Raw genomic sequence first — 22,189 nt, forward strand, 5'->3', positions numbered from 1 at the left:
TCAGCTCTGTTTTAGTTTGTTTTCGAGGGCTTGTGTGACGGCGTCTACGTAGGTGGGCCACCTCAGGTCGCGTGTTTGGATGACTTTTTCGGCGGCTTCTTTGTATACTTCTTGTAGGATTTTTTCGAGGTGTTTTACGGCGGCTTCGTGGCTTTTTGTGGGCGGCGACGCGGCTTTGGGGTAGAGGCGTAGTATTTTTTCTTCGCGTTCTAGGTGGTAGTATTTTTGGAGGGTTTTTAGGAGTAGGTCGCCTGTTTTCCGTACTGCCCGCTTTATGCCTGTCGGCCCGGCTAGCCGTCTGTAGTCTGGCGGCGAGAGTTGGTAGAGGTCGCGGGCCAGCTGGTACGGCCACGGCCGGTACCAGAGGGGTATTGCGTTTCTTGGGTGGAGGCTCCAGTTTTTGGTTGCTTTTATCCAGGCGATGAGGCGGCGGAGTGGGTGGGTTCTGGGCCCTCTGTATGTCGCCACTGTGATGTTTTTGATATATATCTCTCTGAGGGCGTCTTCTATCCAGCTCCTTACCGTGTCTGGGTCGGCGGCTATTAGTGTGTAGAAGTCTTTTATGTGTGTGTCTTTGACGTATCCGCTCGGCTCGATTATGACGTCGAGCTCGTCGTCTGTGATTGCGGCTGCTTTGGGTATTCTGGGGTCTGCGTATATCTCAATTTCTAGGGATACGCCGGGTGGGCAGTTGTCTATTTGGAGGACTACCCCCTCGGCGCCGTGTTTAAACGGCTCTGCGAGTTCTGCGATTTCTTCTTCTGCCGTTCTCCGTTTTATTTCTCTGATTCGCTGGTCGAGCACAACGTCGGGTGTCCCGCGCCATGTGTATACAACGGCTTGGCGGGGGCCGCAAGCGGAGGCGAAGGCTAGGGCTACCGCCGTGGCCGCCCTTCTGGCGCTTGTGGGTAGGAGGCCTGCGCGGGATCTCCAGAGCTTTATGCCTATCATAGCGGGAGTATTCCGATTTCTGTCACTCCGAACTGTTTTAATACTCTCAACGCCTCGGAAGCTCTTTTAAACCTTATAGAGATGTAGGGCATTCCCTCTACCAAGGTGCTCGGTGTGCACGTGACGTCTCCCACATCTACTCCAAACCCTTTTGTGAACATTCTTCTGAGGCGTGTCATTAGTTTTTCGCATGCGTCGTCCACTTTTGAACTATCTACTGCGACGAGTAGTGCCGCGTCTTGTTCGTTGAATAGGCTGAGGGTGTCTTTGGCTTTTCTCAATATGTGGCGTCCAAGCGATGCGCTTGTGGATAGGCATAGTTTTACTTCTATTATGTATCTGCGTGTGGATGTGGCTATGAATAGATCGGCCTTTCTGCCTCTGTGGGTGGTGTCGTTTTCTGGGCATTCTATTCTTGTAACGTCTCCCAGTCTCTGAATTTTTTGGATGATGTTTTCTCTATTTCTGTCATAATATTCCCGGTGGTGGGGATCGTGTCGTTTTAGACAGTCTACAGCTGTCTCTATTTCGCTCATTTCTTGTGTCTGGAGTGCTACTCCGGGGTTAGTTTAGTGCTGTTTTCCACCTCTTGGGGGTGTTCAGCCACTGTATTCCGAGGGCTACTGCCTTCTCCTCGTCTGCCTCGATGCCTCTGGCGCGGGCTATGGCGAGCCCCACGGCCTTGGCCAACAGCCGGAGGGGGGTGGTGAGCCTCAGGACCTCCTCGGCGGCTCTTCTTAGGGCCTCTACGAGGGTGGGGGATTTGACCCTGCCCCCTCTTCTTAGGTAGAGGATGGCGGCGTCTATCAGCGCCCTGGCGGCGGGGCTCACCCTTGTCCAGACGCCTCTGCGCAGTGCGCGGCTTTTGAGTGCTGTGAGCGACAGCAACGTCGGTGTGAACCCCGCCGCCAAGAGCATATCGTGCAGTGGATGGGGGTATTTATTGGTTTCGTAGATGTCCGCCGCCGTGTCCCGCGGGTGTGGGCGCGCCGTTTCCCAGCCTTTCTTTGTAGTGGCGCGTAGTGGGTGTCCGTGGAAGTCCCCGCGGTGTTGAGGGCGCGGTCCTCATGGGGTGGGTGTGTCTGGAGGGTTTACTGAGGTGAGTGCCTCGGCTGTGGAGGTGTGCGGTGAATGGGTGTGAGCCGTGGTGTGCTTCGTCGGGGGGGGGGGGGCCGTGTTGGCGTGGGTGGGGGGCTGGTGGGGGGTGTGGCGTGTCGCTGGCGGCGTTGCGTTTTTTCCCGCGCCGGCTCCCGTCTGTGGGGTGTGCCGGGCCTCGCGGCGGCTCCTGGGGGGCGGCTTTTGGGGCCGTTTGGGGCGCGTGTGTCGCGCCGAGTTTGGATCTCCCGGTGTCGAGCGTCTCGCGGCGGCTAGCGGAGGCTTGTCTTGAGCTCTTCCAGCGCCTTTTCCAGTTCTTGGCTCCACTTGACGCGGGGTTTGAGGGCCTCGGCGTATCTAATCACTCCTTGGACGAGCTTAACCACGTCGTAAGCCGCCTCCTCGCTACTTCTGTATTTCGACAGGGCCGTGTCGGGATCTGGGCCGTGGTGCTTGTAGTCATGGAGGCTCAACGCTAGAGAAGTCCACAGAGAGATGTCTGTATAGCCTATCTGCTCCAGCATCTGGGATAGCGCGGTCATTCTGCCGGTGGGGACGCGGGGGACTGCCACAGTTTCAAGCCACTTCCTCTCGTCCTCCGACCTGGCCGCAACCTTCAGCTCCTCAAGCTCAAGTCTTAATAGGGCGGCCATCAGCGCCCTCCACGCCTGGAAGGCCTTGCCGGCGGCGTTCCTCACGAGGCCCTCCTTAAGGTATCTCAACGCCAGCCGGGCCTCCACTAAAGCCTCTAGGAGGCGGGCTGTTACATAGCCTTCGCTGGTGGGTTTCGGCAATGGGGCCTCTAATGCTTTGGCATGCTCCACGTACTGCACGGCGAATCTGTTTATATCTATTTCGCCTATCTGGCGGGATCGCGGTGTGTGCATAGCTACGGCAGATCGTAGGCGGCTTCCTGCCGACGATACAGGCTCGCGCGGCGAGGTGGAAGAGTATTAAAGACGTGGGCCGGGGCTGGCCGTGTTGGAGGTAGCCGCCGCGCACTTCGGCGTCCCTCTGGCCTACTAAGCCGTGGCCAAGGGGTGGGCCTCTGCGCCTTGGGACTTCAAGAGGGGCCCGCGTGCGCCCCCGCATCGCCGTGATCGTCCCGATTTGCGACGGGGCTGTGCCCACAGACTTGATGCTCGCCAACATAGCCGAGCAGGTCTACCCAGGCGAGGTGGAAGTGATAGTGGCCGACTCCGCCTCCTCTGACTGCACTGCCGAGGGGGCCGAGCGGTGAGCCGGAAGGCTACGCGTCAAGGTGTTGTGGGTGCCCGAGTGGCGGGGCGAGTCTTGCGCCTTGGGCGAGGGGTTGAGGCACGCGGACGGCGACGTGGTGATGGCCGACGGTAGCCGCGCCGCGGCTTAAAATCGCTACTTTGGAGTAGAGGGCGGTGGTTTTCGACGACGTGGAGGTCTATGAATATGTCCCCCGGCGGTACTGGAGGTGGAGGGTGGGGGGCCCAGCACCTCGTACAGAGTTTCGCCGCCTCGCCGAGGCTAAAACGATGGCGTATTTCAAGCCGGTGCTCTACGCCGAGGCCTACCTCCACTTGGTCAACCCCTGGCTGGTGCCGGCGGCCTTCGCGGCGGCGGTCGCGGCCGGGCCTCCGGGCTGGGCGCTGGCGGCGTTGGGGCTGGCCCTACTGCCCGCACCCCCTACAGGACTTGGACGGCCATGCAGATTCACCGGCGCGGTGATCAGAAGCATGTGGGACAGACAGCTGGTATAGGAGAAGAAAGAGGTGGCGGCGCCGCGTTGAGATCTCCGGCGGAGCCCGCCCCCAAACGATGTTTTAAGCCTTGTCTACATGGGCTCTACGGATCGCCACGATCGGCGCTTGTCGACCTCTAGGTGGGCGAGCCTCGGCCTCTTCTTTACCGTCTTGCTGATTTAAGCTCCCTCTTAACCGCCTCTCTGTGTAGGGGGCCTTGCCAAGTCACGTATATGAACAGCGACCTAGCGATTGCCAACCCGACAACGGCAACCCTCGTCCTGCGTCGTGCACAGCAGTCCATGCCCGCCGCAGGCCCGCGCGCTCCCGGCCGTGCACCTTCCGGCGCAAGGGCCGGCACGCCTGCCAGATCCCATAGCCGTTCCACTCAGGGAGTCGGCGGAGTCACGCCGCGGATCCCATCCGCCGTGATCTTGTCGACGACTACTGACAGCCTCCGGCGTAAAAGATCACGACGCCTACCTTCTTCGCCCTCTTCTCAACGTCGTCCTTGGTATAGCCTTCATATTCCAATACTTTGTTTCCGCAGTAATATGTGGTCTTCGGGTAGTCGCCTGTACAAGCTACCTCTACTCTGAGCTTTCCGCCGTCTTCATACACCTTCACTATTATGTCGCCCATATCCTCCCAATAATCCGAATCCTCGAACCCGATCACCACGGCCTTAGCACTGCCCCATGTCTCCCTAAATATGGTGTGGGGCAGGTCCAGCAGCCGCCTCAGCTTCTGCGAGCCCTCGCGTCCTATCTCTACATCAATTTTGGCCAACACCTCGTCCCATACCCTCTTGAGGAAGGACCTGTTTGTCTGCATATCTTTCACTAAATCCTCTAATATATACAGCTATTGCTCCACTTCTCCCTTACGCCTGCCGGCTGTCCTAATCGCAGACCCGAAGTTTTCACGCGTCTGTCCGCTCATCGCAATGGAGAAATCCCGTACGGCGTCACGTGGCGCCGAGCGCTCGCCTGGCGGCCTACCTGTGGAGGGGCGTCTGCCGCGCAACGTGCATCCCTATCTCCAGCTCGGGATCCCTCTCGAGCGGCGTGTATATCCCGGTTTGCGGAGCTGGCGTGTCGTCGACCGCCGGGTTCAGCTTGACGAGCTTGTCGGGGGGCAGTCTGTCCCTAGCGAACAGGTAGTCCGGAGCGTCGACGGCTTCTCTTAGCCAGCTCCTCTCGGCGTCGGCAAGCCCCTCTACAAACCTCCTCAACCTCTTGGATCTCGATAGGCTATCCTTTACGCGGTCGGCGTCCCGACCCGCCTTGTACAGATCCGCGAGCACATCCGGATCTCTATCTGTCTGTCTCCGGATCTCCCCGAAGGGGGCCCGTCGCCAGGTTTCCGCCTGTAGAGCTCCTCGAACACGCCTCTCGACGTAGGCGTTGTGTTGGCTCATCTGTGTTGGCCGATGTCTCTTCTCGACGGACCCCGCTGGCGGCCGCCGCGATTTTTTCGTACTTGGCTGGGGGCGCTCTGGTGGATTGGCGACGCCTCTGTGCACACCGCCGGCTCTCTGGCCTCGATTCGTCGACGGCCGCGGCGGCTTTTCCTCTGGCGGCTCCGGATCGCCTCCTTGGCGGCGTCGAGGACAGGCCGGCGGATCTGGCGGGGGTTTGTTGGCTGGTCGCCTCGGCGGCTGAGGGAGAAGCTCTTCGGATCGGCGGTTTTGAACTCGGCGATTACCCCTCCCCCCTCGGGCGTGTTCGCGTAGGTGGCATCGAAGCCTGGCCCTTGGGAGCTCCGCCGGCTTCCTGAGCCGAGCCGCCTTTCCGCAACTCTCAGCTCTGTATACCGCGTCTACGGGTGCGTGCTTTCCTCTGTTGCTCCTCCACGCCTCTGAGGGCGGCCTCCTGTCTACGAGCTGTCCGTCGTGTCCGCGAACCCCCCGACCCTCGCCGTCTGGAGTCCCCTTCTGGGCTGAGGTCCCCGGCGCCTATCCCCCGTAGGGCCCGGGGCTACTGTCCACGTCCGGCAGATGCCTCCCGGCGGGGGCTAGCGGCTGGCTAGCCTCGTCTTTATCTCGGCCACGTCGCTTCTTAGCAATGTGACCTCTCTGTACATGTCCGCAATTAGCTTATGCACGTCGAGCATGGTTTTCTGCATCTCGGCGACTGTCCTCTGAGTCTCGGCGATGGTCCTCTGCATATCGGCTATCGTCCTCTGCATGTCTGCGATGGTGCGCTGAACCTCTCCGATCGTCTTCTGCACCTCGCCAATTTGCTGATAAACCCCGTCTATTCTCTTATTTGTTTCGTCTATGCGTTTGTTTAGTGAATCGGCGAGGTTATCTATTCTTCTGTTGGTCTCGTCTATTCTCTTATTCAGATCTCTCACCACGGCGATTGTCAAAACGGCGAGGTCTTCCGGCTTGAGTTTTTCGCCTTTTTCCAGCTTCTTCATAACAACTTCAAGAGCCTTGTCAAGAGCAAGAGAGAGGTACTCCACGTATGGAGTTGTGGTGGTATTTAAGTACCTTACGCACGGTTGCTCTGGCTTGGGGGGTTGTCCGTTCCTCCGGCGCCCCTGTCTGCCGTTGCTTGTTGGGTGTGGTGGTTTGGCGGTGTGTTGCCGTGGGTGGGGGGTCGTCTTGTGGGGTGGTTATGTTTTTATAGTGGTGTGTGGGGTTTTTTGTGTCTCTTGTGGAGGAGTTGAGGCGTGTTTTGCTGGAGCATCCGGAGATTCTGGTGGAGGTGTTGACGGCTAGGCCGCAGATCCTCTACGAGGCGCTGGCGAAGATTGCGCCGTGGGAGAAGCTGGCCACCAAGGAGGACGTGGCGAGGCTGGAGGGGGAGATAGCGGCGCTGAGGGGCGACGTGGCCGCTCTTAAAAACGACGTGGCTGTTCTGAAGAGCGACGTAGCAACTCTTAAGGGCGATGTTGCTACACTGAAGAGCGACGTGGCGAGGCTGGAGAGCGATGTCGCTGTGTTGAAGGACGAGGTGACGGCTGTGAAAAGTGACGTGGAGGTTCTTAAAGGTGACGTCGCCACGCTGAAGAGCGACGTCGCTGTGTTGAAGAGCGACGTTGCGAAGCTGGAGAAGAGTATTGGGGAGGTGGAGCGCAGGCTTGGTCTTAGGATTGAGGCGCTGGGGGCGCGGTGGGGTGTGTGGAGTGAGGAGGCGTTTAGGGCAGGGGTTAGGGAGCTTCTTAGAGAGGCGGGCTTCTCGGTGGAGAGGTGGGTCTACTTCGACTCCGAGGGCTACGTCTACGGCCACCCGGCGGAGGTGGAGCTGGACGTGGTGGTGAGGGACGGCTTGGTGTTCGCTGTGGAGATCACGGCGGCGGTTAAGAGGGGGGACCTGGTGGTGGTGAGGAGGAAGGCCGATCTGTACGAGCGCGCGTCCGGCAGAAAGGTGGACAGGGTTCTCATAATCACGGCGTTTATCCACGACAAGAACCCGGCGCTGGTGGAGGCCGCGGCTGGGAGGATGGGGATAAGGATTGTGAAGCCGGAGGAGGCGGGGGCCGCGGGCGGGGGCGGCTAGGGCCCGCCGTCGCTGCCTCCGTAGGCGGGTCGTCGGCGTGTTGCGCCGGCTCCGTGCAGATGGTTGCTGGGGCGCGCCGCCGCTGGCGGGTCTTTGAGCAACTTAAGTCTCGGGGAGCGATCCGGCGCACAGGTTTGTGGGGGTGGGCTCGTCTGGGGGTGTTGTCTGTGTGGGGGAGCGGGGAGTGGGCGCCGGCGCGCCGCCGGGGTGCGTCAGTTATTTAAATGCTCAAATATTTCTTTACGTGGAGTATCTTTCGCTCGCTCTTGACAAGGCTCTTGAGGTGGTGGTGAAGAAGCTGGAAAAAGGCGAAAAACTCAAGTCTGAGGATCTCGCCGTCTTAACCATCGCAGTGGTGAGAGACCTAAACAAAAGGATAGACAACCTCGCCGATTCACTAAACAAACGCATAGACGAAACAAACAAGAGAATAGACGCCGTAGCCGAAGCCCTCGGCAAGAGGATTGACGAGACTAACAGGAGGATTGATGCTGTTGCGGAATATCTAGGTAGGAGAATAGACGAGACGAATAAAAGAATAGACGCTGTGGCTGATTCTCTCGGTAGGAGGATTGATGGGGTTTACCAGCAGATTGGTGAGCTTCAAAAAACTATTGCCGATATGCAGAGGACTATCGCCGAGACTCAGAGGACGGTTGCAGAGATGCAGAAGACTATGCTAGACATGCAGAAGCTCATGGCCGAGATGTATAGAGAAATCGTCCAGCTGAGAAGCGACGTCAGCGAGATAAAGACGAGGCTAGCCAGCCGCTGAGCCGCGGACGCGGCAACGCCAGGGGGCGTACGGTATATATTCGTTATGGGCAGATATGGGGATTGCATTTGTGGAGGCTGTGATAAACGGCGTGAGGTTCAGGGCCTTTGTTGACGCCGGCTTCAATGGCGGTGTGTTGGTGGGGCGTGGAGTTGCCCAGAGGCTTGGGCTACGCATAATTGGGAGACAAAGAGGAGGACTGTGGACAAAAGAGTCGTCGAGCTGGACGTCTCCTATGCAAAGCTCGGGCTCTACGGCGAGGGGGCTATGTCATTTGAGGTGATAGACTACTCGCCGGTAGATGTCTTCATCGGGGTGAGGGCCCTCGAAGCCCTGGGGTTCGTGGTGGATCTAGCCGCGGGCACCCTTAAGAAAATAGGCCTAATAGCGGTATGAAGCCGACGCCTGCCAGACGGCGCAAAACCGCTGGCTGTCCGTAGGGCCACGGCTCTGGCAGGTGCGGTGGATCCGTCGACGTAGAGTTGTGAAAAGACTCGGCCGAGTCAAAACCAGCTTAACTCATTAAACGACCGTCTGCCGCGGACTCGTAGCTGGGGGTGGTGGCGGTTGCTGGCTACGTTGTGTGGGTTTCATATGGCTGGCTATTAACTCGATGAGTTGGGCGGGGGTTGGGTCGAGTTGCCTTGCTTTGTTGCCCAGCTCCAGGCCTGCTACGTGGTGGAAGCCGTGGATCGTGGTCCAGTAGTCGCCGACGGGTGTGTTGGATGCGGAGTGGCGGTGTTTCCAGGTGAGGTACATGGCGAGGTATGCCTTCTTTTTGCCGTCTTGGTTGCTCCTCTCATGCCCCAGCGCGGTGATGTTTTTGAGGAGTGGCGGCGCCGCTTTGAATATTAGGTGGTTGAGGCTTCTGTGGTTTAGGTAGTGCATGTGGACGGCGCCGCCGCAGTCGACGTCTCTCGCGTCGCCGTCGAGGGGGCGTGTATTTCGAGCCCGGCGCCGTAGTCCTGCAACATCGCCACTGCTCTGTTGCATATCTGATCTTTGCCGCCGCCCTCGCATATGCAGACCGCCTCTTGTATGCAGTAGCACTCGTATACCTCCTATCTCTGTGGCTTCTTGTGGAGCGTATGCCTAATACGCCGGGTAGGAACATCAAGTCGCTTTTCCCCTCGACGAAGATAATGGTCGTTATGGACAGTTGCCTCTTAGGTCTTCGTCTAGTTTTGTAAGGGCTTTGTAGGCGGTTTCTCCGTCGTGGAGGCGTAGGGTGCCCCTGGCGCCTGTCTCTATTAGGAGGATTTGGCTGAGGTCCGCCTTTTCGAGGAGGGCTTGTAGCATTTCTCTACGATATGATCCACTGGACGTCTTGTGTGTTGGCTATGAGCTCAGCCGCTTTTTCCATGAGCCAGGGGTGGAGGTGGAGCTCGACGTTGTCGTAGATGACTATGTCTCTGGTGGCGGCTAGCACCATTAGCACCAAGGCGGCGTATCCACTGCCTAGGTAGTGGATTGGTATGTCTCTGTTTTTGACTATGACTATGTTTTGTCTGTCAAATTCGTCAGTTTTGAGGCCTACGAATTTTATCTCTAGCTCTTTTAAAAACTTGTCGAACAGATCAGCGGCTCTGTAGTAGTTTATTAATTTTGTCAGCGAAGTTGTGAAGGGCTGGGCTAGGGGGTTCGGCGTAGACAGCACGACGAAGTTGTAGCTGGGGATGCTGATTTTACCCGCCTTGGTGACGTCAAGCCGGGGCTGTCCTGGGAAGTATTCAACTTTTAGATACGCCGTCTCACGGCCGTTTTGGGCTTGTAGTCCTCTTGTGTATGGGCTACGGGGGGCTAGGATGGGTAGCTGTTGTGCGATTTGGGCCAGCTCTTCGGGGGTCAGCCCGCCTTTGAAGTCTACGCCGTCTATTGATATTTCAAAGCCGTCGTTTAACAGCTTGTAGAGCCATAGGTCGTCCATTCTGAGGCTTGAGGCGATGGTGGAGAGAGACGGCCCTTCTTCGGGGTTTGCGAGGAGTAGGAGCGAGGCCGCGACTGCCTCTAGTATCAAGGTCTTGTAGGCGCCGTTGCACCCCACGACTACGTTGACTCTCCTCAGCTCGATTTCGCCTTCTGGCGACTGTGAACTCCGCCGCCCTTATCCTTTTTATAGCAATCTAGGGGTCGGCATATGTCTAGTGGCCGCCGACTATTTTTAGGGCTTCCTGGACTATTTTCTCCACATCTGGTAGTCTTTCACCTACGCCCTCGGCGTCTAGCTTGGCCTCGTGGAAGCCCCACACGTGGAGTACCCACGCCGCGTCCCAGGACTGCCTAAACCACCCGCCCACTTTTTTCGATATCTCGGCGACGGCCTTTTCTAGGTCCGTGACTGTCCACCTCCCCCTCTCCTCAACCCTAGACAGTACGTCTTTTAGGTTGTAGTGTTGCGTTAAGGCCTTGACAGCCTCCTCGGCGGCTTTGTAGAGCTTCTCGCTGGCTTGAGCTGGATCTCTGTGTGCCAGCTCTCTGCCCTCCTCTAGGTACTTCACAGCTAGCTCAAGCCTAGCTTTTGCGCAGGCTTGGGGGTCTAGGTTGAGGGCTTTTGCCAACGCCGCCACCACCAGCTCGCCTACGTCGAGGCCCCTCCTAGCGGCCTCCTCGTATAGGGACCTCGGGATCTCGACGGCGACTGTCCCCACGCCAACAACCACGCAGTTAGCTATATGTCTTTAACGCCCGCTTGACGGCTTCTCTGTGGAGGGGTGTCTGCCACGCCACGTATCTCCCGATGCCGAGCTCTGGATCTCTCTCGGGCGGCGGCTGATCTATCCAGCTCTCGGGGCTTCTCTCTGGGAGGTGGTATATGATGAGGTTTTTCTCGACTAGTTCGTCAACTAACTCCCTGGACGCGCTGTGCCAGAGGTGGTCGGGATCCTCGACGGCTTCTCTAAGGTGGTTTTCCCACCTCTTGAGGAAGTGGTGTGTGAGCCCCTTTTCTCTGATTATGCTGTTTATGACCCGGCTGTGGTCCCAGCGCGCCTCGTAGAGTTTTGCCAGGGCTCTGGGGTTTCCGCCTGTCAGCCGCCACGCCTCTTCGGGGCTGGGCTTCTCGCCGGGCAACCGGCTGTACAGCTCTTCAAACCCGTCTCTCGGCATGTTCCACATGGGGTCAGTGGTGGACCATAGATGTCTCCCTATCTCGCGGAGGCTTACCCCCTCGCTTGTTGCTACTACGGCTATTATCTTGTCGTAGCTGGCGGGTGGGTGCTCTAATATGCCGAGGAGGCCTTTTACGTAGAGCGCCGCCTTGTCTAAGCCGATGGCTTGGAAGGCGTCGTCGATTATTAATGCGAGTCTCCCCCTTCTCCTCCTAATCAACTCCTTGGCCACGTCTACCGCCACCCACGCCGCCCTGGCCCACGCCTCGCTTGAAGACTCCCGGAGGATTTCCAGAAGCCTCTTTCTCAACTCCCCAACCCCCACCTCGGCAGACACCTCCTGCTCCACCGGGTTTATGTACACAACATCGAAGCCCAGCTCTCTCAGCAACTGAGCCGACTGCCTCAGCCAAGCAGTCTTGCCGCAACCCTCAGGGCCGTAGACCACGTGGGGGAGGGCGGTACCTCTCTCTGCCCACTCCTCTACCTTCCGGAGTGCCTTCTCTCTATCTACAAACTCGACTTCAAGGTTGGCGAAGCCGAGTTTGATTTTTTTCATGTCTCTGGAAGATCTCGTGGGCTTAGTTGCAGGGCTCCGGCGCCGGTTGCTACCTCCAGCGCCTTTCTGGGGGTGGGGTAGGGGTGCTCCACGTCTAGAGGGGTGGAGGTGTTTTAAGTATCTTACGCGCGTTGTAAGCCCCCCCGTGGGGGTTTTCGGCTTGTTAGACGGCCAACCTGACCTGGACGTCCTGCGGCGGGGACTTGCCGCGGTTTCTGAGGGTTCCGGTGCCGCCTCCGTCTGCGGCGCTGGCGGCGGATCTCTGCGGCTGGTTCGCTGTCACGTGTGGTTTGGAGTTTGGACGCGCCGCCTGCAACGCGGCGCTGACGTGGCCAGAGCCGTCTGGGACTTGCGGCTAGGCGTATAGCTGTCTCTCCAGGTCTTTTAGGGCGTTTTCCAGCTCTGGAGTCCACCTAATCCTTTCTCTTAGATCTTCTACTCTCTGGATAAGCTCTTTGAGGAGCAGGAGGATGTCTTTTGCGGCTTCTTCTCTTGTCCGGTATTTTGAGAGGGCCATGTCGGGGTCTGGGCCGTGGTGCTGGTAGTCGTGGAGGTTGAGGGCCTTATCTGTCCCAAAGGAGAACCCAGCAAAACCAACCTCCTCAAGCATCTGTGACAGCGCGGTCATTCTGCTGGTGGGCACCCTAGGCGCGGCGGTTGTCTCCAGCCACCGCCTCTCCTCCTCACTCTTGGCGAGGGATTTCAATTTGTCAAGTTCAAGCTTGAGGAGTGCGGCCAGCAACGCCCTCCACGCCTGGAAGGCCTTCCCCGCGGCGTTCCTCACAAGGCCCACCTTTAGAAACCTAACAGCAAGCCAGCCCTCCACCAAGGCCTCCAGAAGGCGGGCAGAGACGTAGTCCTCGGCGGAGGGCTTGGGGAGAGGCCTTTCAAGAACCTCCACATCCACGTACATGCGGCAAGTTTAAAATCTTCTGCAAGGGTTACGGCTACAGCGGCGAGGGGGCTGGGGGTAGATCTACGAGGCGGCGGTGGGACCCATGGCCTACTCAATGACGGCGCCGTACACCGCGTCTATCCCCAGCTGTGTAGCTCTCTCCAGCGCCTCCTTGTCTATGTTCACTGCCACGATTATGAGGCGGTGTGCCTTCCGGCCGAGTATCTTCTCCACCGCCTCCGCCTTTTGGGCAAACCACTCCACGTCCTCGAGCTCGGCGTGGGACTTCACCTCCAGCAAATATATCCCCCCGTCGTGTATGTAGACGTCAACCTCGATCCTCGCCCCCGGCTTCAGATAACGGCCGTCTACATCCGTGTATACAAACTTCTCCACCCTCCCGGGCTCTATCCCCCTCTTCTCAAGAGCGTCTCTGTAAATTTCGAGAACTGTGCGCTCCAAGTCGCGGCCCCATCTACGGCCGAGAGAGCCCATGGCAACCTTAAGCTCAGCGACTGTTTTACTCAACTCCTCTACTCTCTTGGCTAGCTCTTCTATTCTCTTGTTTGTCTCTTGAAACCCCGTTTTCATATACTCGGCTAGGGCCTTCACGGCGTCGGCCATTTCCCTCAGCTCATCAGACCTAGCCCTCCTAACAGCCCTCTCCACAACCTCCTCAAGCCTACCCCAGTCTAGCGCCATGTGAGTATATTGCTTGTATCTTTAAATAATTGGCTTAGGTGAAGGGTGTTGGAGGCTGAGTGGTTTATGGCGCGTTTTTGTGGCTAGTTGTTTACCATAGGTTTCGGTATCTGTGGCTATAGCTGGGGGAAATCCATAGCTGTGGTGGCTGAGTTTGGCGCGGTGTCTGGATGTGGTTGAACGAAATTTGTAGTGTGGGTGGGGCCCAGGGGTGGGGCTGAAGGCGGGGAGTGGTTAGCTACTTGGGGCTCCAGGTGGCTAGGGTTTTTTTAATTCCTTCTTCTAGTGTGATTTGGGGTGTCCAGCCTGTGGTTTTGGCGTGGGTTATGTCGGCGACGCTGTGCCTTATGTCGCCGGGCCTCGGCGGGGCGTGCTCTGGCTGGCCCTTGACGCTGGCGAGTCGCATGACTATGCGGGCGAGCTCCCTTATTGAAACCGCCTTTCCCGTGCCTACGTTGTATACGCCGGTTGCGCCTTTCTCCACCGCCGTTGCTACGAAGCGGGCTACGTCCTCCACGTATATGAAGTCTCTTGTCTGCTCCCCATCGCCGAATATGACGGGGGGCTTGCCCTCCTTTACCCTTTGTATAAACTTCGTAATTACCCCGGCGTAGGGGCCTGTCTGGCCGGGGCCGTATACGTTGAAAAGCCTAGCTACCGTGAGCCTTTTAGTTAACATCTCTGCTATATGCTCTCCCGCCAGCTTAGAGAGGCCGTATGGCGACTTGGGCCTTGTTGGGTGTCTCTCGTCGATGGGGAGGTACTCGGGCTCGCCGTAGACCGCGGCTGACGAGATGTAGATTAGGTGGGCGCCTCTCTCCGCGGCCCGTTTGGCTACCTTGGCGGTGACGGCGGCGTTGTTCCACATATATTCATACGGCTTCTCCCAGCTTTCCGCGACGTCTATGTACGCGGCGGCGTGTACAACCACGTCGGCGTCTGGGAGGTCCTCGTGTCTGAGATCTGCCCTAACCAGCGGCACCCCTGCCTCCTCCAGCCTCTCGAGGCCGGTGGCTCTCTCCAAGCTATCCACAGCCACCACTCTGTAGCCAAGCCTCGCTAGATGGATAGCCACGTGGCTACCGATGAAGCCGGCGCCTCCTGTCACCGCCACTCTCACCATGGTTGTAAATATCTGGGTTTTAATCTAGTATATTTAGTAGTTTAGAGGCTAGGGGGGCTGCCTTCGCGTAGATGGGGTCTGGCAGTACTTGTCTAGCCACTTCCGCCACCTCGGCCCGGTTGACGATGCGTAGCTTAAGCGCCGCGGCGTAGCCCAGGGCGGCTCCGGCGGCTGCGGGGGCTATGCCCAGCGCCGCCATGGCGGCTGGCACCGCTGTTACGGCAATTTTTGGAGAGATGTGTGATATGAACGCGGCGACTCTTCTCTGCACCGCGGCGTAGTAAACAAGAGCCACGGCGGCGCCGGCGAGGAAGGAGGCCGCCACGCCTTCGGCTGATGCGCCGTATAGCAGGTACAGGATTATCCTGGCGGCGTTGGATGCGAGCCCACCCGCTAGAAACGTCCCGTAGGCCCCTTGGGCGTAGGTTAAGCTACTCAAAACGCTTGCGGGGAGTGATAGGATGTTTGCAACTGTGTAGATGACGAGGGCGGGGTAGGCCTGGGCGTAGTGTGCGCCTAGGAGCTCTAGGAAGTGGCGCCCGCCGAATATCAAAACGGCAGCTAGCGGAAGGGAGATGACTAGAGAGAGCCTCGCCGCCTTCTCGGCTCCTGCCTCTTTCCTATCTGTCGAGGAGAGGTAGGGTAGCAACACCCCTGTGATTATTGTGGCTGGCCCCACGGCCGCGTTTGCCAGTACCTGGGCGATGTATACATACCCGGCCGTGGCGGGGTTGGCGAGATTGTAGGCGGCCACGACGCCGAAATTTGTGCCTAGTGTAGCCACGACGCCGGGGAGCCAGGCGGCGGCGCCGGCCTTGACGAGCTCCCTCATCTTGGTTAGCGAGGGTGTGGCCCGGCTGGCCGCTATGCCCAGTGCCGTCAGTATGGCGCCGGGTATGGCGTAGGTGGCCGCAAGGACGTCTGGGCCGTAGTGGGCGAGGAGTGGGGCGAGGGCTACCCTCGCCGTCTGTCCCGTCAGCGCGGCGATGAATATGGGGAAAGTGTCCAGCCTCGCCTGGAAGTAGGCTCCGTAGTAGGTGGATAACATCCCTACTATGGTCAGAAGCGCTAGTGAGGGCCTCCACAAGGCCGTTGACGCCGCTACGGCGGCGCCGAATAAGGACAACGCAAGTGCACCTGATACGTATGCAGAGTCGCGGGTGGCTGGGTACAGCCTGGTGAGCGCCGTGGGCACGCCCAGCTCGAGTGCGAAGGCTAGTATAGAGGCGGAGGCCACTAAGTACGCCACCTCCCCCAAGACGTCCGCCTTGACTGTGGCGGCGGCGGCGAACCAGAAGAGGTAGCCCCCAAGTTGCGCGACGAGGTTAGAGGCGTATAGCCACATCCCCGCTCTATATACAGCCACGGAGAGGCAAGTTTTATATTTAATATGTCTTGCGCCGTTGTGGACGTTTTACAGCTGGTTAAGCAATGCTCCACTGTGGAGGAGGCTGTGGAGGAGGTGGCCAAGAGGACTGGCAAGTCTAAATACGAGGCGGCGTATGAACTCATGTTGCAGGTGAAGGCCGGGAGGCTGGCTGTAGAGTCGGGGGCCGACAACTTCCTTGCATACATCCTTGGGCCCGGGGGGGCGTGGCTTTGGCTAATAACGGCGATCACAGCCGCCGTGGTGGCGCTGGTGTTTCTAGCTCAGAGCCCGCCGCTGGTCTACCTGCGGTACGTCTTAGGCGCCTTCTTCGTGCTGTTTCTGCCGGGGTACGTGCTGGTGGAGGCTCTGTACCCCCGGGGGGACGAGCTGTCTCCGCTTGAGCGCCTGGCCCTCTCCATTGGCTTAAGCCTTGCAGTTGTCCCGCTGGTGGGGCTTCTACTCAACTACACCCCCTTCGGCATCCGGCTGGCGCCGGTGACGGCCAGCCTCGCAGTCTTGACTCTGGCGCTCGCCATCTACGCCACGTATAGGCGCTACAGGTTTGAGGCTTTGGGGGCTGTATGCGGGACGAGGTAGGGCCCTCCCTCGCCTTGATAGGAGCCGCCGCCACGCTCCTCGGCCTACTCCAGCCCAACCTCACGCCGCTGGTGGCTCTGGGCCTCGCCGCGTTGACAGTCGGCGTCTTGGCGTCTTGGGAGCCCGCGGCTAGGGAGAGGGTGGTGGCGAAGCTGGCGGAGGCTGGGTGGGAGAACACAGCCGCTCTTATACAAGCCATGGGCCTCCCCCCGAAGGCGTACTACGTACCGTCCGCCGTTGCGGGCAGGCCGGTTGCGGTGGTGGCCCAGGGACCGCCTCTAGAGGTGCCTAGAGGCGCCTTGACCTTCAAGACCCCAGGCGGCCCCGCGCTTGTGCTGGCGACGCCCGGCGGCAAGGCGCTTGAGCTGTGCGGAGAACTCCCGGGGGATCTGGGCGAGGCGTTGAGGACGTGCGTAGTGAACGCCCTCGGCCTCGCCCGCTCCGTGTCGGTGGCGGAGCGCGGCGGGGAGTATGTGGTGGAGTACTCCGGCGTTTCTGCGCCGGAGCTCTACGAGAGGCTTGTGGTGAGAAGCGCGCTTGGGGGGGTGGTGGCGTCGGTGACCGCCGCCGTCGCCGCCGAGGTGCTCGGCCGCCCCTTGGAGGTTGTGGAGGAGAGGCGGGTGGGGAGGAGGCTTGTGGTTGTGTTGAGATGAGGCTTCCCTATATCGCAATGGCGACGCTCGCCGGGTTGGCCTCCGCCTTCTTCATACACCTCGGCGTATCGACGGTGGACGTGGTGGTGTCTATATACGCCCTCATATACTGGGCGGTGGCGCCCTTCCTCAGACCGCTCCCAAGGCCGCTGGGGCTGTTGTATACAGTTATCGGCGCCGTCTTGTTGGCCGCCTTTGCCTACTTCGCCGCGTTGAGGATTCTCTCTATTCTGAAGCTATGAGGTGGAGGCTGGCCGCGGCGGCCGCAGTGGCGGTTCTGCTCACAGCCTTGTCAATCTACAAGCCATCGCCGCCTAAATTAGTTGCACCCGTAGACATAGAGAAGCTGGCGGAGCTTGTGAAGTCAGACCCAGCTCTTTTGGAAGAGGCTGTGCGCTACATGTCTGAACTCGGCGTAAATCTCACGCTGAGGGCTCCTCCGAAGCCTCAGCCCACCGCGATAACGATATCGATAAACGCCTCATCTATCTGGGCTGGCGACCGCGTATTGGTTACGGGCGTGCTCACGTCACGTGGGAAGCCGCTGGCTGGGCAGACCGTCGCCGTGTTGGTAGACGGCGTCCCCGCGGCTGTGACGGTAACGGACAGCAGAGGCCGCTACAACGCAACTGTGGCGATCTCCGTATATAGGCCTCGTGTGAACGTCACGGCGGTGTACCTCCCACTCCCCGGATCTCCCTACATGCCGTCCATGGCGTCGGCGCACCTCTCTGTATTGTACCACGCCACAACCATCGCTATCTCGGCGCCGAGTCAGGTGCTCTGGGGAGCGCCGCTGGCTCTGAACATCACACTTGACCCGCCAGCTGAAAGGAGGATAAACATAGTCCTGGGCAACGCCACTACAAGTATTCTATTAAGCCTCAAGGCACAGGGATCTGCCTCTGTGATAATCCCAACCGGCAACCTCACGCCGGGGACCTACAACCTAACCGTATATGTACCGGGTAAGGGGAGGCTGGGGCCGGCGACAGCTAGACGGACTGTGGACATAATTGCCGAAAGTCCAGTCATTTCTCTATCGGCGGCTGGGGTGGAGGTGGCTGGATTTCCCCCGCAGTTTGCTGTTAAGGTGGTGCCTGCGGTGAATATCTCGGTGTATCTCGGCGACAAGCCGCTAAAAGGCGCTATACCTCTAGACACACCAACGGGGTGGGCTGTCATAAGGGCCGTGTCAATGCCGTCGCCGCCGTACGCCTCCGCCACAGCCTCCGCCTATGTGTTTGTGGTTAACCCGTTGCAGATATCCGCAGTGATCGCCGCCGTGTTGCTGGCGATGAAGTTTGTCCAAGGCCGGTTGCAGAGGGCCACTAACCTGGTTAGAGAGGTGGTGGAGGCGGCACCGAGGAGCCCTCGCAACGTGGTGGAGGAGGAGGCGCTGGCCGTCTTAGCCCGGGCTTTTTACAAACTCGGCGAGAGGTCGGGGCTTTGGTACAGTAGAAAAATGACCTATAGGGAATACGCCAGTAGTGTGGAGCCGTATGCCAAAGATCCTACCTGCCTCTGGCGCGTCGTGTATATAGCGGAGAAGGCGGCATATTCGCCCTACTCCCCCAGCGCGGTTGAGATTAGGGAAGCGTGGGTATGTACAGAGCGGCTATAGCTACGGCCGCCCTCGTACTGCTACTGCTATACCTAACCCCCTCTACGACGCCGTTTAGCCCCTACAACACAGGGCCAGACGGACTGTCTAAAGCCGTAGAGATGTGCCGCGTGGAGGAAGACGCCGATGTTTTTATAATTGCGCCGGGAGCCTCGGTGCCTGGGCTCAACGTGACCGCCAGCACCTCTAAAATAGTGGATCCGCTGACCAACGCCGGCGATCCCTACATCCCTCTGGCGAGTGTGGGGCAGTATGCTGTAATCGCGCCAAACGCCACTCCCCTGAGGGGCCCTGGGCTGGTGGTTGTCTCCACAAGCCCCACGAGTTTTGCCGACACGTCTAGAGGACCATACGCGCTTGGCCTCGCCGTGGCTGTGGGCAACAGAACTATCTACATTTACCACGCCAGTCTCTTCACAAACAGAGCGGTTGACCGCAATCTCAAATTTATACAGGAGGTGTGCCGCAGACCCGTGAAGGTAGTGGTGGCTGGCGGCGACCTATCCCATACATTCCACGAAGCCGCGCGGGCAATCGGGAAATGGCTGGCGCCCATGCTTATTACAGCAATAAGTTTATATTTGTTAAAAACGTGGCGGACGTGGCCTCGTCGCCGCGAGAGCTAGTAAAGACGGTAAGTAAATACTTCTTCGGCAACATATCTACAATCGAGATCGCTGTGGCTACTCTAATCGCCGGAGGCCATCTACTCCTCCTCGGCCCCGTTGGGGGCGGCAAGACAACTCTCGCCAAGGCCCTGGCGAGGGCGGTTGGGGGCTCCTTTGCACGGGTGCAGATGACTAACGAGACGTTGCCCTCGGACATCCTTGGATACGGGGTCTACGTCCAAGGCGAGATAAGAATTGTCAAGGGGCCTATTTTCAACAACGTGGTGCTAATAGACGAGATAAATAGGGGACCCCCTAGGACGCTCTCAGCCCTCATAGAGCCGATGCAGGAACGGACCGTCACTATCGAGGGGGCGACGCTGAGGCTCCCCACCCCCCACATGGTGGTTGCCACCATGAACGTGACGGAGATAGCCACCGGCGCCACCGCCCCCCTACCCCTGGCGTTGCTAGATAGATTCACCGCGTCTCTACACGTAGATTACGTCGACCCTGCTAGGGAGAAGGAGGTTGTAAAAATGGCCGACTACTTAGACCAGCTAGACGGGAAGCCCCAGGCGACAACCCCCCTGACATTCGACATGGGGAAGGTATACGTAGCCGACGACGTAGTTGACTACATAATTAAACTAGTGGATGCGGTGAGGAGGGACGAGCGGGTGGCGGTGCCCCTTTCCACCAGGGCTCCCATTGCCCTGTACCGCCTCGCCAGAGCTATCGCGGTGCTGGACGGCAGAAACTACGTAATACCAGACGACGTGAAGAAAGCCGCGGTCCCCGCGCTGGCCCACAGAATTATTACAAAGCCCGAGTACTCCGACGTCGAGCCGGTAAGGATTGTGGAGGATGCCCTCCGGGAGGTGGAGCCTCCAACCCGTATATGAGGCGGCTAGGCGGGCGGCCCCCCTCGCCTATCTAGCCATCGCCTGGCCAGAGTTCCCAGCCGCCGCGGCCGCGGTTTTGTTGCTGGCTTTGGAAAACACCTTGTTGCGGAGATTCCACACCCCGGCTGTGTTGCTTCACTACGCAGTGGCATCCCTATTGCCTCCCCCTAAGGCGCTTGCCCTGGCGGTTGCTCTGATACCACTGCTCCACTGGGCTAAGGTTGCGGATAACTATATGAGCTGGAGGGGCCACGCCGTTATTTTCACGGCCGCCGCCTTACTCAAGCCGCAACTCCTCCCAGCCCTTGTCTACACCCTCGCCGAGGCGGCGTGGTACTTTGCTAAATACGCCAAGACGCAGCCGAGGGTGGAGGGGCCCCCCAAAATCGAGGCGGTGGCCGGGGCTCCTCTTTCATATAGGCTGAAGATTGCCACCGGCGCGCCTGCGGTTGTCCGCCTCCCCGACGGGAGGGAGGTGGAGGCGCTGGATGGCGAGGTCGAGGTGGAGGTTAAGACGAGGTTCGACGCCGCGGGGCTCTACACGCCGGAGGTTCAGGTGGTGTATGCAAACCCCACGCGGACCGTCCGGTTTAGGAAAGCGGTGAGGCACCCCCCGATATACGTGGCGCCTAGGTACCGACGCGCGGTGGAGCTAGGCGAGAAGATAATCGCCGGGGCTGTAGAGGAGGTGGCGGGGGCTAGGGAATACGTGCCGGGGGATCCCCTTAGGCGTCTGCACTGGAAGAAGATGGCGAAGATACAGAAGCCTGTTGTTAAGCTTTTGGAGGGGCGCGCCGCGGGCGGCTTGAAAATTGCTGTACTGCTATACGCCACGTCCCCCAAGGCTCTTGACAGAGTGCTGGAGGCGGCGGCCTCCGCCGTGGCAACAGCCCTGGCCCGGTCAGATCACGTTGAGATATATGCAGTAACCCGACGAGGCGGCGAAAGAATCGTGGCTGAGCGGAGGACGTATAGAGAAGCTGTGGAGAGGCTTGTGTCGCTCGCCGAAGTTCTCCACGTCGAAGCCGCGGCGGCGCTGGACTACGCAAATGCCCTGCCAAAGGCTGAACTACCGCCGGCAGACATGGTGATAGGCGAGGCGGCTTTTGTAAAACCCCTCTGCAGGAGGGGGGCGGTCTGCCTCGCTATTTGACATTTACCCACAGCTGGACGAACCTGCCGGTGTAGGCCAGCGTCCCGTTGGGATACACAGCCCAGAGCTCCGCCACAAGCCTCTGCCTCCCTGTTGAGTTGAATGAGACAGAAAACGGCTGCACCCACGACTCGTTGTGGAGAAGAAGCCTCTCTATCCTCAACACGGGGGGCGACGGCAGAGGAGGCTCGCCGCCGGCCCCCGCGATCTTTATATAAACCACGTACCACCTGGGCTCCCCCTCGTGGTTGTGTACATAGATAAACAGCCTTACGGGCACCCCCGCCGAGATGTTGGTGGGGTACCCCCCGATCCTCCCCTCTGGCCCCAGCAAGCCTAGGGCGGAGAAAGGCTCCGCCACAGCCGGCCTCAGCAGTAGAGCAACGGCGAGGGCCACCCCGACTACGACCACCGCCGCCGCCACGGCCGAAACCTCCTCGTCGAATAGGAGGGTACGCGGCCTCCCCCCGCCATGCTTGAGGAGGCCCCGCCTCCATACCAACAGCCAGAGGAATCCGATGACCTCCCTCCTCCGGCGGTATAGGAGGAGGAGCCCAGCCGCGGCCGCGGCCAGCGCCGCGAGCGCGAGAGCCGTCGACACGAGAGACTCCCACCGGGCCTCAGCCGCCAGCCTAGCCGCCAGCTCGCCGAACCCAGGCTCTAGGGATCCGCCGGCCAGCGCCTTGTTGAACATCTCGGCTAGGGGTCTAACGTCGGCCCCAGCCCTTGCGGCGTCTACAATAGCTCTATACGCCTCCAGCAAATCCACCAGCTGGGGAAAGAGACCAGTTATAAACTCTTGTGGTTGCCCTTCACTTACGACAACTCAAGCCAATAGCTAATCTCCGC

General features: G+C 59.3%; 32 protein-coding genes. 14 read left to right on the forward strand and 18 right to left on the reverse strand.

The features are described 5' to 3' along the window. From P186_RS09450 to P186_RS09465, 4 genes are all read right to left on the reverse strand, one after another. Positions 1-951, reverse strand: a complete 951-nt coding sequence (locus tag P186_RS09450) for a hypothetical protein (protein WP_014289248.1) — start codon at positions 949-951, stop codon at positions 1-3. Continuing rightward, positions 948-1,487 carry a hypothetical protein gene (locus tag P186_RS09455; protein WP_014289249.1) on the reverse strand — a complete coding sequence of 180 codons (540 nt, stop codon included), beginning with the start codon at positions 1,485-1,487 and terminating at the stop codon, positions 948-950. The genes P186_RS09450 and P186_RS09455 overlap by 4 nt, the downstream gene beginning before the upstream one ends. Positions 1,488-1,515: 28 nt before the next feature. Further along, on the reverse strand, positions 1,516-1,869 hold the full coding sequence (locus tag P186_RS09460) for a hypothetical protein (protein WP_014289250.1): 354 nt from the start codon (positions 1,867-1,869) through the stop codon (positions 1,516-1,518). Between the two features lie 449 nt (positions 1,870-2,318). Then, on the reverse strand, positions 2,319-2,870 hold the full coding sequence (locus P186_RS09465; RefSeq protein WP_237179394.1) for a PaREP1 family protein: 552 nt from the start codon (positions 2,868-2,870) through the stop codon (positions 2,319-2,321). 254 nt (positions 2,871-3,124) lie between these two features. Between P186_RS09465 and P186_RS13875 the strand changes: the two genes are divergently transcribed. Beyond that, complete coding sequence (locus P186_RS13875) at positions 3,125-3,286, forward strand: glycosyltransferase family 2 protein (RefSeq protein WP_014289252.1); 162 nt, start codon at positions 3,125-3,127, stop codon at positions 3,284-3,286. Positions 3,287-3,440: 154 nt separating this feature from the next. Next, positions 3,441-3,779 carry a hypothetical protein gene (locus P186_RS13880; protein WP_014289253.1) on the forward strand — a complete coding sequence of 113 codons (339 nt, stop codon included), beginning with the start codon at positions 3,441-3,443 and terminating at the stop codon, positions 3,777-3,779. Between the two features lie 145 nt (positions 3,780-3,924). Here the strand turns inward: P186_RS13880 and P186_RS13885 are convergent, their stop codons facing one another. From P186_RS13885 to P186_RS09475, 3 genes are all read right to left on the reverse strand, one after another. Next, positions 3,925-4,065, reverse strand: a complete 141-nt coding sequence (locus P186_RS13885) for a hypothetical protein (protein WP_014289254.1) — start codon at positions 4,063-4,065, stop codon at positions 3,925-3,927. Positions 4,066-4,205: 140 nt separating this feature from the next. After that, positions 4,206-4,595, reverse strand: a complete 390-nt coding sequence (locus P186_RS09470) for a hypothetical protein (protein ID WP_148682934.1) — start codon at positions 4,593-4,595, stop codon at positions 4,206-4,208. 163 nt (positions 4,596-4,758) lie between these two features. Continuing rightward, positions 4,759-4,995 (reverse strand): hypothetical protein, encoded by a 237-nt coding sequence (locus P186_RS09475; protein WP_148682935.1) that lies wholly within the window; start codon positions 4,993-4,995, stop codon positions 4,759-4,761. 174 nt (positions 4,996-5,169) lie between these two features. On the opposite strand from P186_RS09475, the gene P186_RS09480 reads away from it, so the two are divergent. Then, complete coding sequence (locus P186_RS09480) at positions 5,170-5,496, forward strand: hypothetical protein (protein ID WP_148682936.1); 327 nt, start codon at positions 5,170-5,172, stop codon at positions 5,494-5,496. Positions 5,497-5,777: 281 nt separating this feature from the next. Here P186_RS09480 and P186_RS09485 read toward each other — a convergent pair whose 3' ends face one another. Beyond that, positions 5,778-6,230: a CorA family divalent cation transporter gene (locus tag P186_RS09485; RefSeq protein ID WP_014289258.1), complete on the reverse strand. Its 453-nt coding sequence runs from the start codon at positions 6,228-6,230 to the stop codon at positions 5,778-5,780. Positions 6,231-6,415: 185 nt separating this feature from the next. On the opposite strand from P186_RS09485, the gene P186_RS09490 reads away from it, so the two are divergent. The 3 genes from P186_RS09490 (at position 6,416) to P186_RS09500 (ending at position 8,441) form a co-directional block, all read left to right on the forward strand. After that, a complete protein-coding gene (locus P186_RS09490) occupies positions 6,416-7,270 on the forward strand; it encodes a PD-(D/E)XK nuclease family protein (protein ID WP_148682937.1) in 855 nt (284 codons plus the stop codon). Between the two features lie 244 nt (positions 7,271-7,514). Beyond that, positions 7,515-8,045 carry a magnesium transporter CorA family protein gene (locus P186_RS09495; protein WP_148682938.1) on the forward strand — a complete coding sequence of 177 codons (531 nt, stop codon included), beginning with the start codon at positions 7,515-7,517 and terminating at the stop codon, positions 8,043-8,045. Positions 8,046-8,246: 201 nt separating this feature from the next. Further along, complete coding sequence (locus tag P186_RS09500) at positions 8,247-8,441, forward strand: hypothetical protein (protein WP_014289262.1); 195 nt, start codon at positions 8,247-8,249, stop codon at positions 8,439-8,441. 126 nt (positions 8,442-8,567) lie between these two features. Here the strand turns inward: P186_RS09500 and P186_RS09505 are convergent, their stop codons facing one another. The 5 genes from P186_RS09505 to P186_RS09520 form a co-directional block, all read right to left on the reverse strand. Beyond that, on the reverse strand, positions 8,568-9,038 hold the full coding sequence (locus P186_RS09505) for a hypothetical protein (RefSeq protein WP_014289263.1): 471 nt from the start codon (positions 9,036-9,038) through the stop codon (positions 8,568-8,570). A gap of 156 nt (positions 9,039-9,194) precedes the next feature. Further along, positions 9,195-9,344, reverse strand: a complete 150-nt coding sequence (locus P186_RS13890) for a hypothetical protein (RefSeq protein WP_014289264.1) — start codon at positions 9,342-9,344, stop codon at positions 9,195-9,197. A gap of 4 nt (positions 9,345-9,348) precedes the next feature. Continuing rightward, positions 9,349-10,089 (reverse strand): OLD family protein, encoded by a 741-nt coding sequence (locus P186_RS09510; protein ID WP_014289265.1) that lies wholly within the window; start codon positions 10,087-10,089, stop codon positions 9,349-9,351. Positions 10,090-10,186: 97 nt separating this feature from the next. Further along, the gene (locus tag P186_RS09515; protein ID WP_014289266.1) at positions 10,187-10,705 is read right to left on the reverse strand and encodes a PaREP1 family protein; all 519 of its coding nucleotides are present in this window, start codon (positions 10,703-10,705) and stop codon (positions 10,187-10,189) included. 4 nt (positions 10,706-10,709) lie between these two features. Next, positions 10,710-11,711, reverse strand: a complete 1,002-nt coding sequence (locus P186_RS09520) for an ATP-binding protein (RefSeq protein WP_014289267.1) — start codon at positions 11,709-11,711, stop codon at positions 10,710-10,712. A 203-nt stretch (positions 11,712-11,914) separates the two neighbouring features. On the opposite strand from P186_RS09520, the gene P186_RS13895 reads away from it, so the two are divergent. Continuing rightward, a complete protein-coding gene (locus P186_RS13895; protein ID WP_158307146.1) occupies positions 11,915-12,070 on the forward strand; it encodes a hypothetical protein in 156 nt (51 codons plus the stop codon). On the opposite strand, the gene P186_RS09525 is transcribed toward P186_RS13895, so the two are convergent. The 4 genes from P186_RS09525 to P186_RS09540 form a co-directional block, all read right to left on the reverse strand. Continuing rightward, positions 12,067-12,624: a PaREP1 family protein gene (locus P186_RS09525; protein WP_014289269.1), complete on the reverse strand. Its 558-nt coding sequence runs from the start codon at positions 12,622-12,624 to the stop codon at positions 12,067-12,069. The genes P186_RS13895 and P186_RS09525 overlap by 4 nt on opposite strands. 90 nt (positions 12,625-12,714) lie before the next feature. Next, on the reverse strand, positions 12,715-13,308 hold the full coding sequence (locus P186_RS09530; protein WP_014289270.1) for a PD-(D/E)XK nuclease family protein: 594 nt from the start codon (positions 13,306-13,308) through the stop codon (positions 12,715-12,717). Between the two features lie 238 nt (positions 13,309-13,546). Then, positions 13,547-14,431, reverse strand: coding sequence for an NAD-dependent epimerase/dehydratase family protein (locus tag P186_RS09535; RefSeq protein ID WP_014289271.1), 885 nt, complete (start codon positions 14,429-14,431; stop codon positions 13,547-13,549). Between the two features lie 19 nt (positions 14,432-14,450). Then, positions 14,451-15,797 carry a lipopolysaccharide biosynthesis protein gene (locus P186_RS09540; RefSeq protein WP_014289272.1) on the reverse strand — a complete coding sequence of 449 codons (1,347 nt, stop codon included), beginning with the start codon at positions 15,795-15,797 and terminating at the stop codon, positions 14,451-14,453. A 24-nt stretch (positions 15,798-15,821) separates the two neighbouring features. On the opposite strand from P186_RS09540, the gene P186_RS09545 reads away from it, so the two are divergent. Genes P186_RS09545 through P186_RS09575 form a run of 7 tightly spaced genes read left to right on the forward strand, consistent with a single transcriptional unit; the run spans position 15,822 to position 21,340 of the window. Beyond that, positions 15,822-16,397: a DUF1616 domain-containing protein gene (locus tag P186_RS09545; RefSeq protein ID WP_014289273.1), complete on the forward strand. Its 576-nt coding sequence runs from the start codon at positions 15,822-15,824 to the stop codon at positions 16,395-16,397. Next, entirely contained in the window at positions 16,382-17,050 is a 669-nt protein-coding gene (locus P186_RS09550) for a hypothetical protein (RefSeq protein ID WP_014289274.1), read from the forward strand. The genes P186_RS09545 and P186_RS09550 overlap by 16 nt, the downstream gene beginning before the upstream one ends. Next, the gene (locus P186_RS09555; RefSeq protein WP_014289275.1) at positions 17,047-17,292 is read left to right on the forward strand and encodes a hypothetical protein; all 246 of its coding nucleotides are present in this window, start codon (positions 17,047-17,049) and stop codon (positions 17,290-17,292) included. Before P186_RS09550 ends, P186_RS09555 begins: the two co-directional genes overlap by 4 nt. Further along, on the forward strand, positions 17,289-18,674 hold the full coding sequence (locus P186_RS09560; protein WP_014289276.1) for a hypothetical protein: 1,386 nt from the start codon (positions 17,289-17,291) through the stop codon (positions 18,672-18,674). The genes P186_RS09555 and P186_RS09560 overlap by 4 nt, the downstream gene beginning before the upstream one ends. Further along, positions 18,656-19,300, forward strand: coding sequence for a hypothetical protein (locus tag P186_RS09565; RefSeq protein ID WP_014289277.1), 645 nt, complete (start codon positions 18,656-18,658; stop codon positions 19,298-19,300). The genes P186_RS09560 and P186_RS09565 overlap by 19 nt, the downstream gene beginning before the upstream one ends. Then, positions 19,276-20,187, forward strand: coding sequence for an AAA family ATPase (locus P186_RS09570; protein WP_014289278.1), 912 nt, complete (start codon positions 19,276-19,278; stop codon positions 20,185-20,187). Before P186_RS09565 ends, P186_RS09570 begins: the two co-directional genes overlap by 25 nt. After that, positions 20,150-21,340 carry a DUF58 domain-containing protein gene (locus P186_RS09575; protein WP_148682940.1) on the forward strand — a complete coding sequence of 397 codons (1,191 nt, stop codon included), beginning with the start codon at positions 20,150-20,152 and terminating at the stop codon, positions 21,338-21,340. Before P186_RS09570 ends, P186_RS09575 begins: the two co-directional genes overlap by 38 nt. On the opposite strand, the gene P186_RS09580 is transcribed toward P186_RS09575, so the two are convergent. Further along, positions 21,333-22,109, reverse strand: coding sequence for a DUF1616 domain-containing protein (locus P186_RS09580; RefSeq protein ID WP_014289280.1), 777 nt, complete (start codon positions 22,107-22,109; stop codon positions 21,333-21,335). The two genes, P186_RS09575 and P186_RS09580, sit on opposite strands and share 8 nt — an antisense overlap. Between the last annotated feature and the right edge of the window lie 80 nt (positions 22,110-22,189).

The sequence above is a fragment of the Pyrobaculum ferrireducens genome (genome assembly GCF_000234805.1).
Classification (GTDB): domain Archaea; phylum Thermoproteota; class Thermoprotei; order Thermoproteales; family Thermoproteaceae; genus Pyrobaculum; species Pyrobaculum ferrireducens.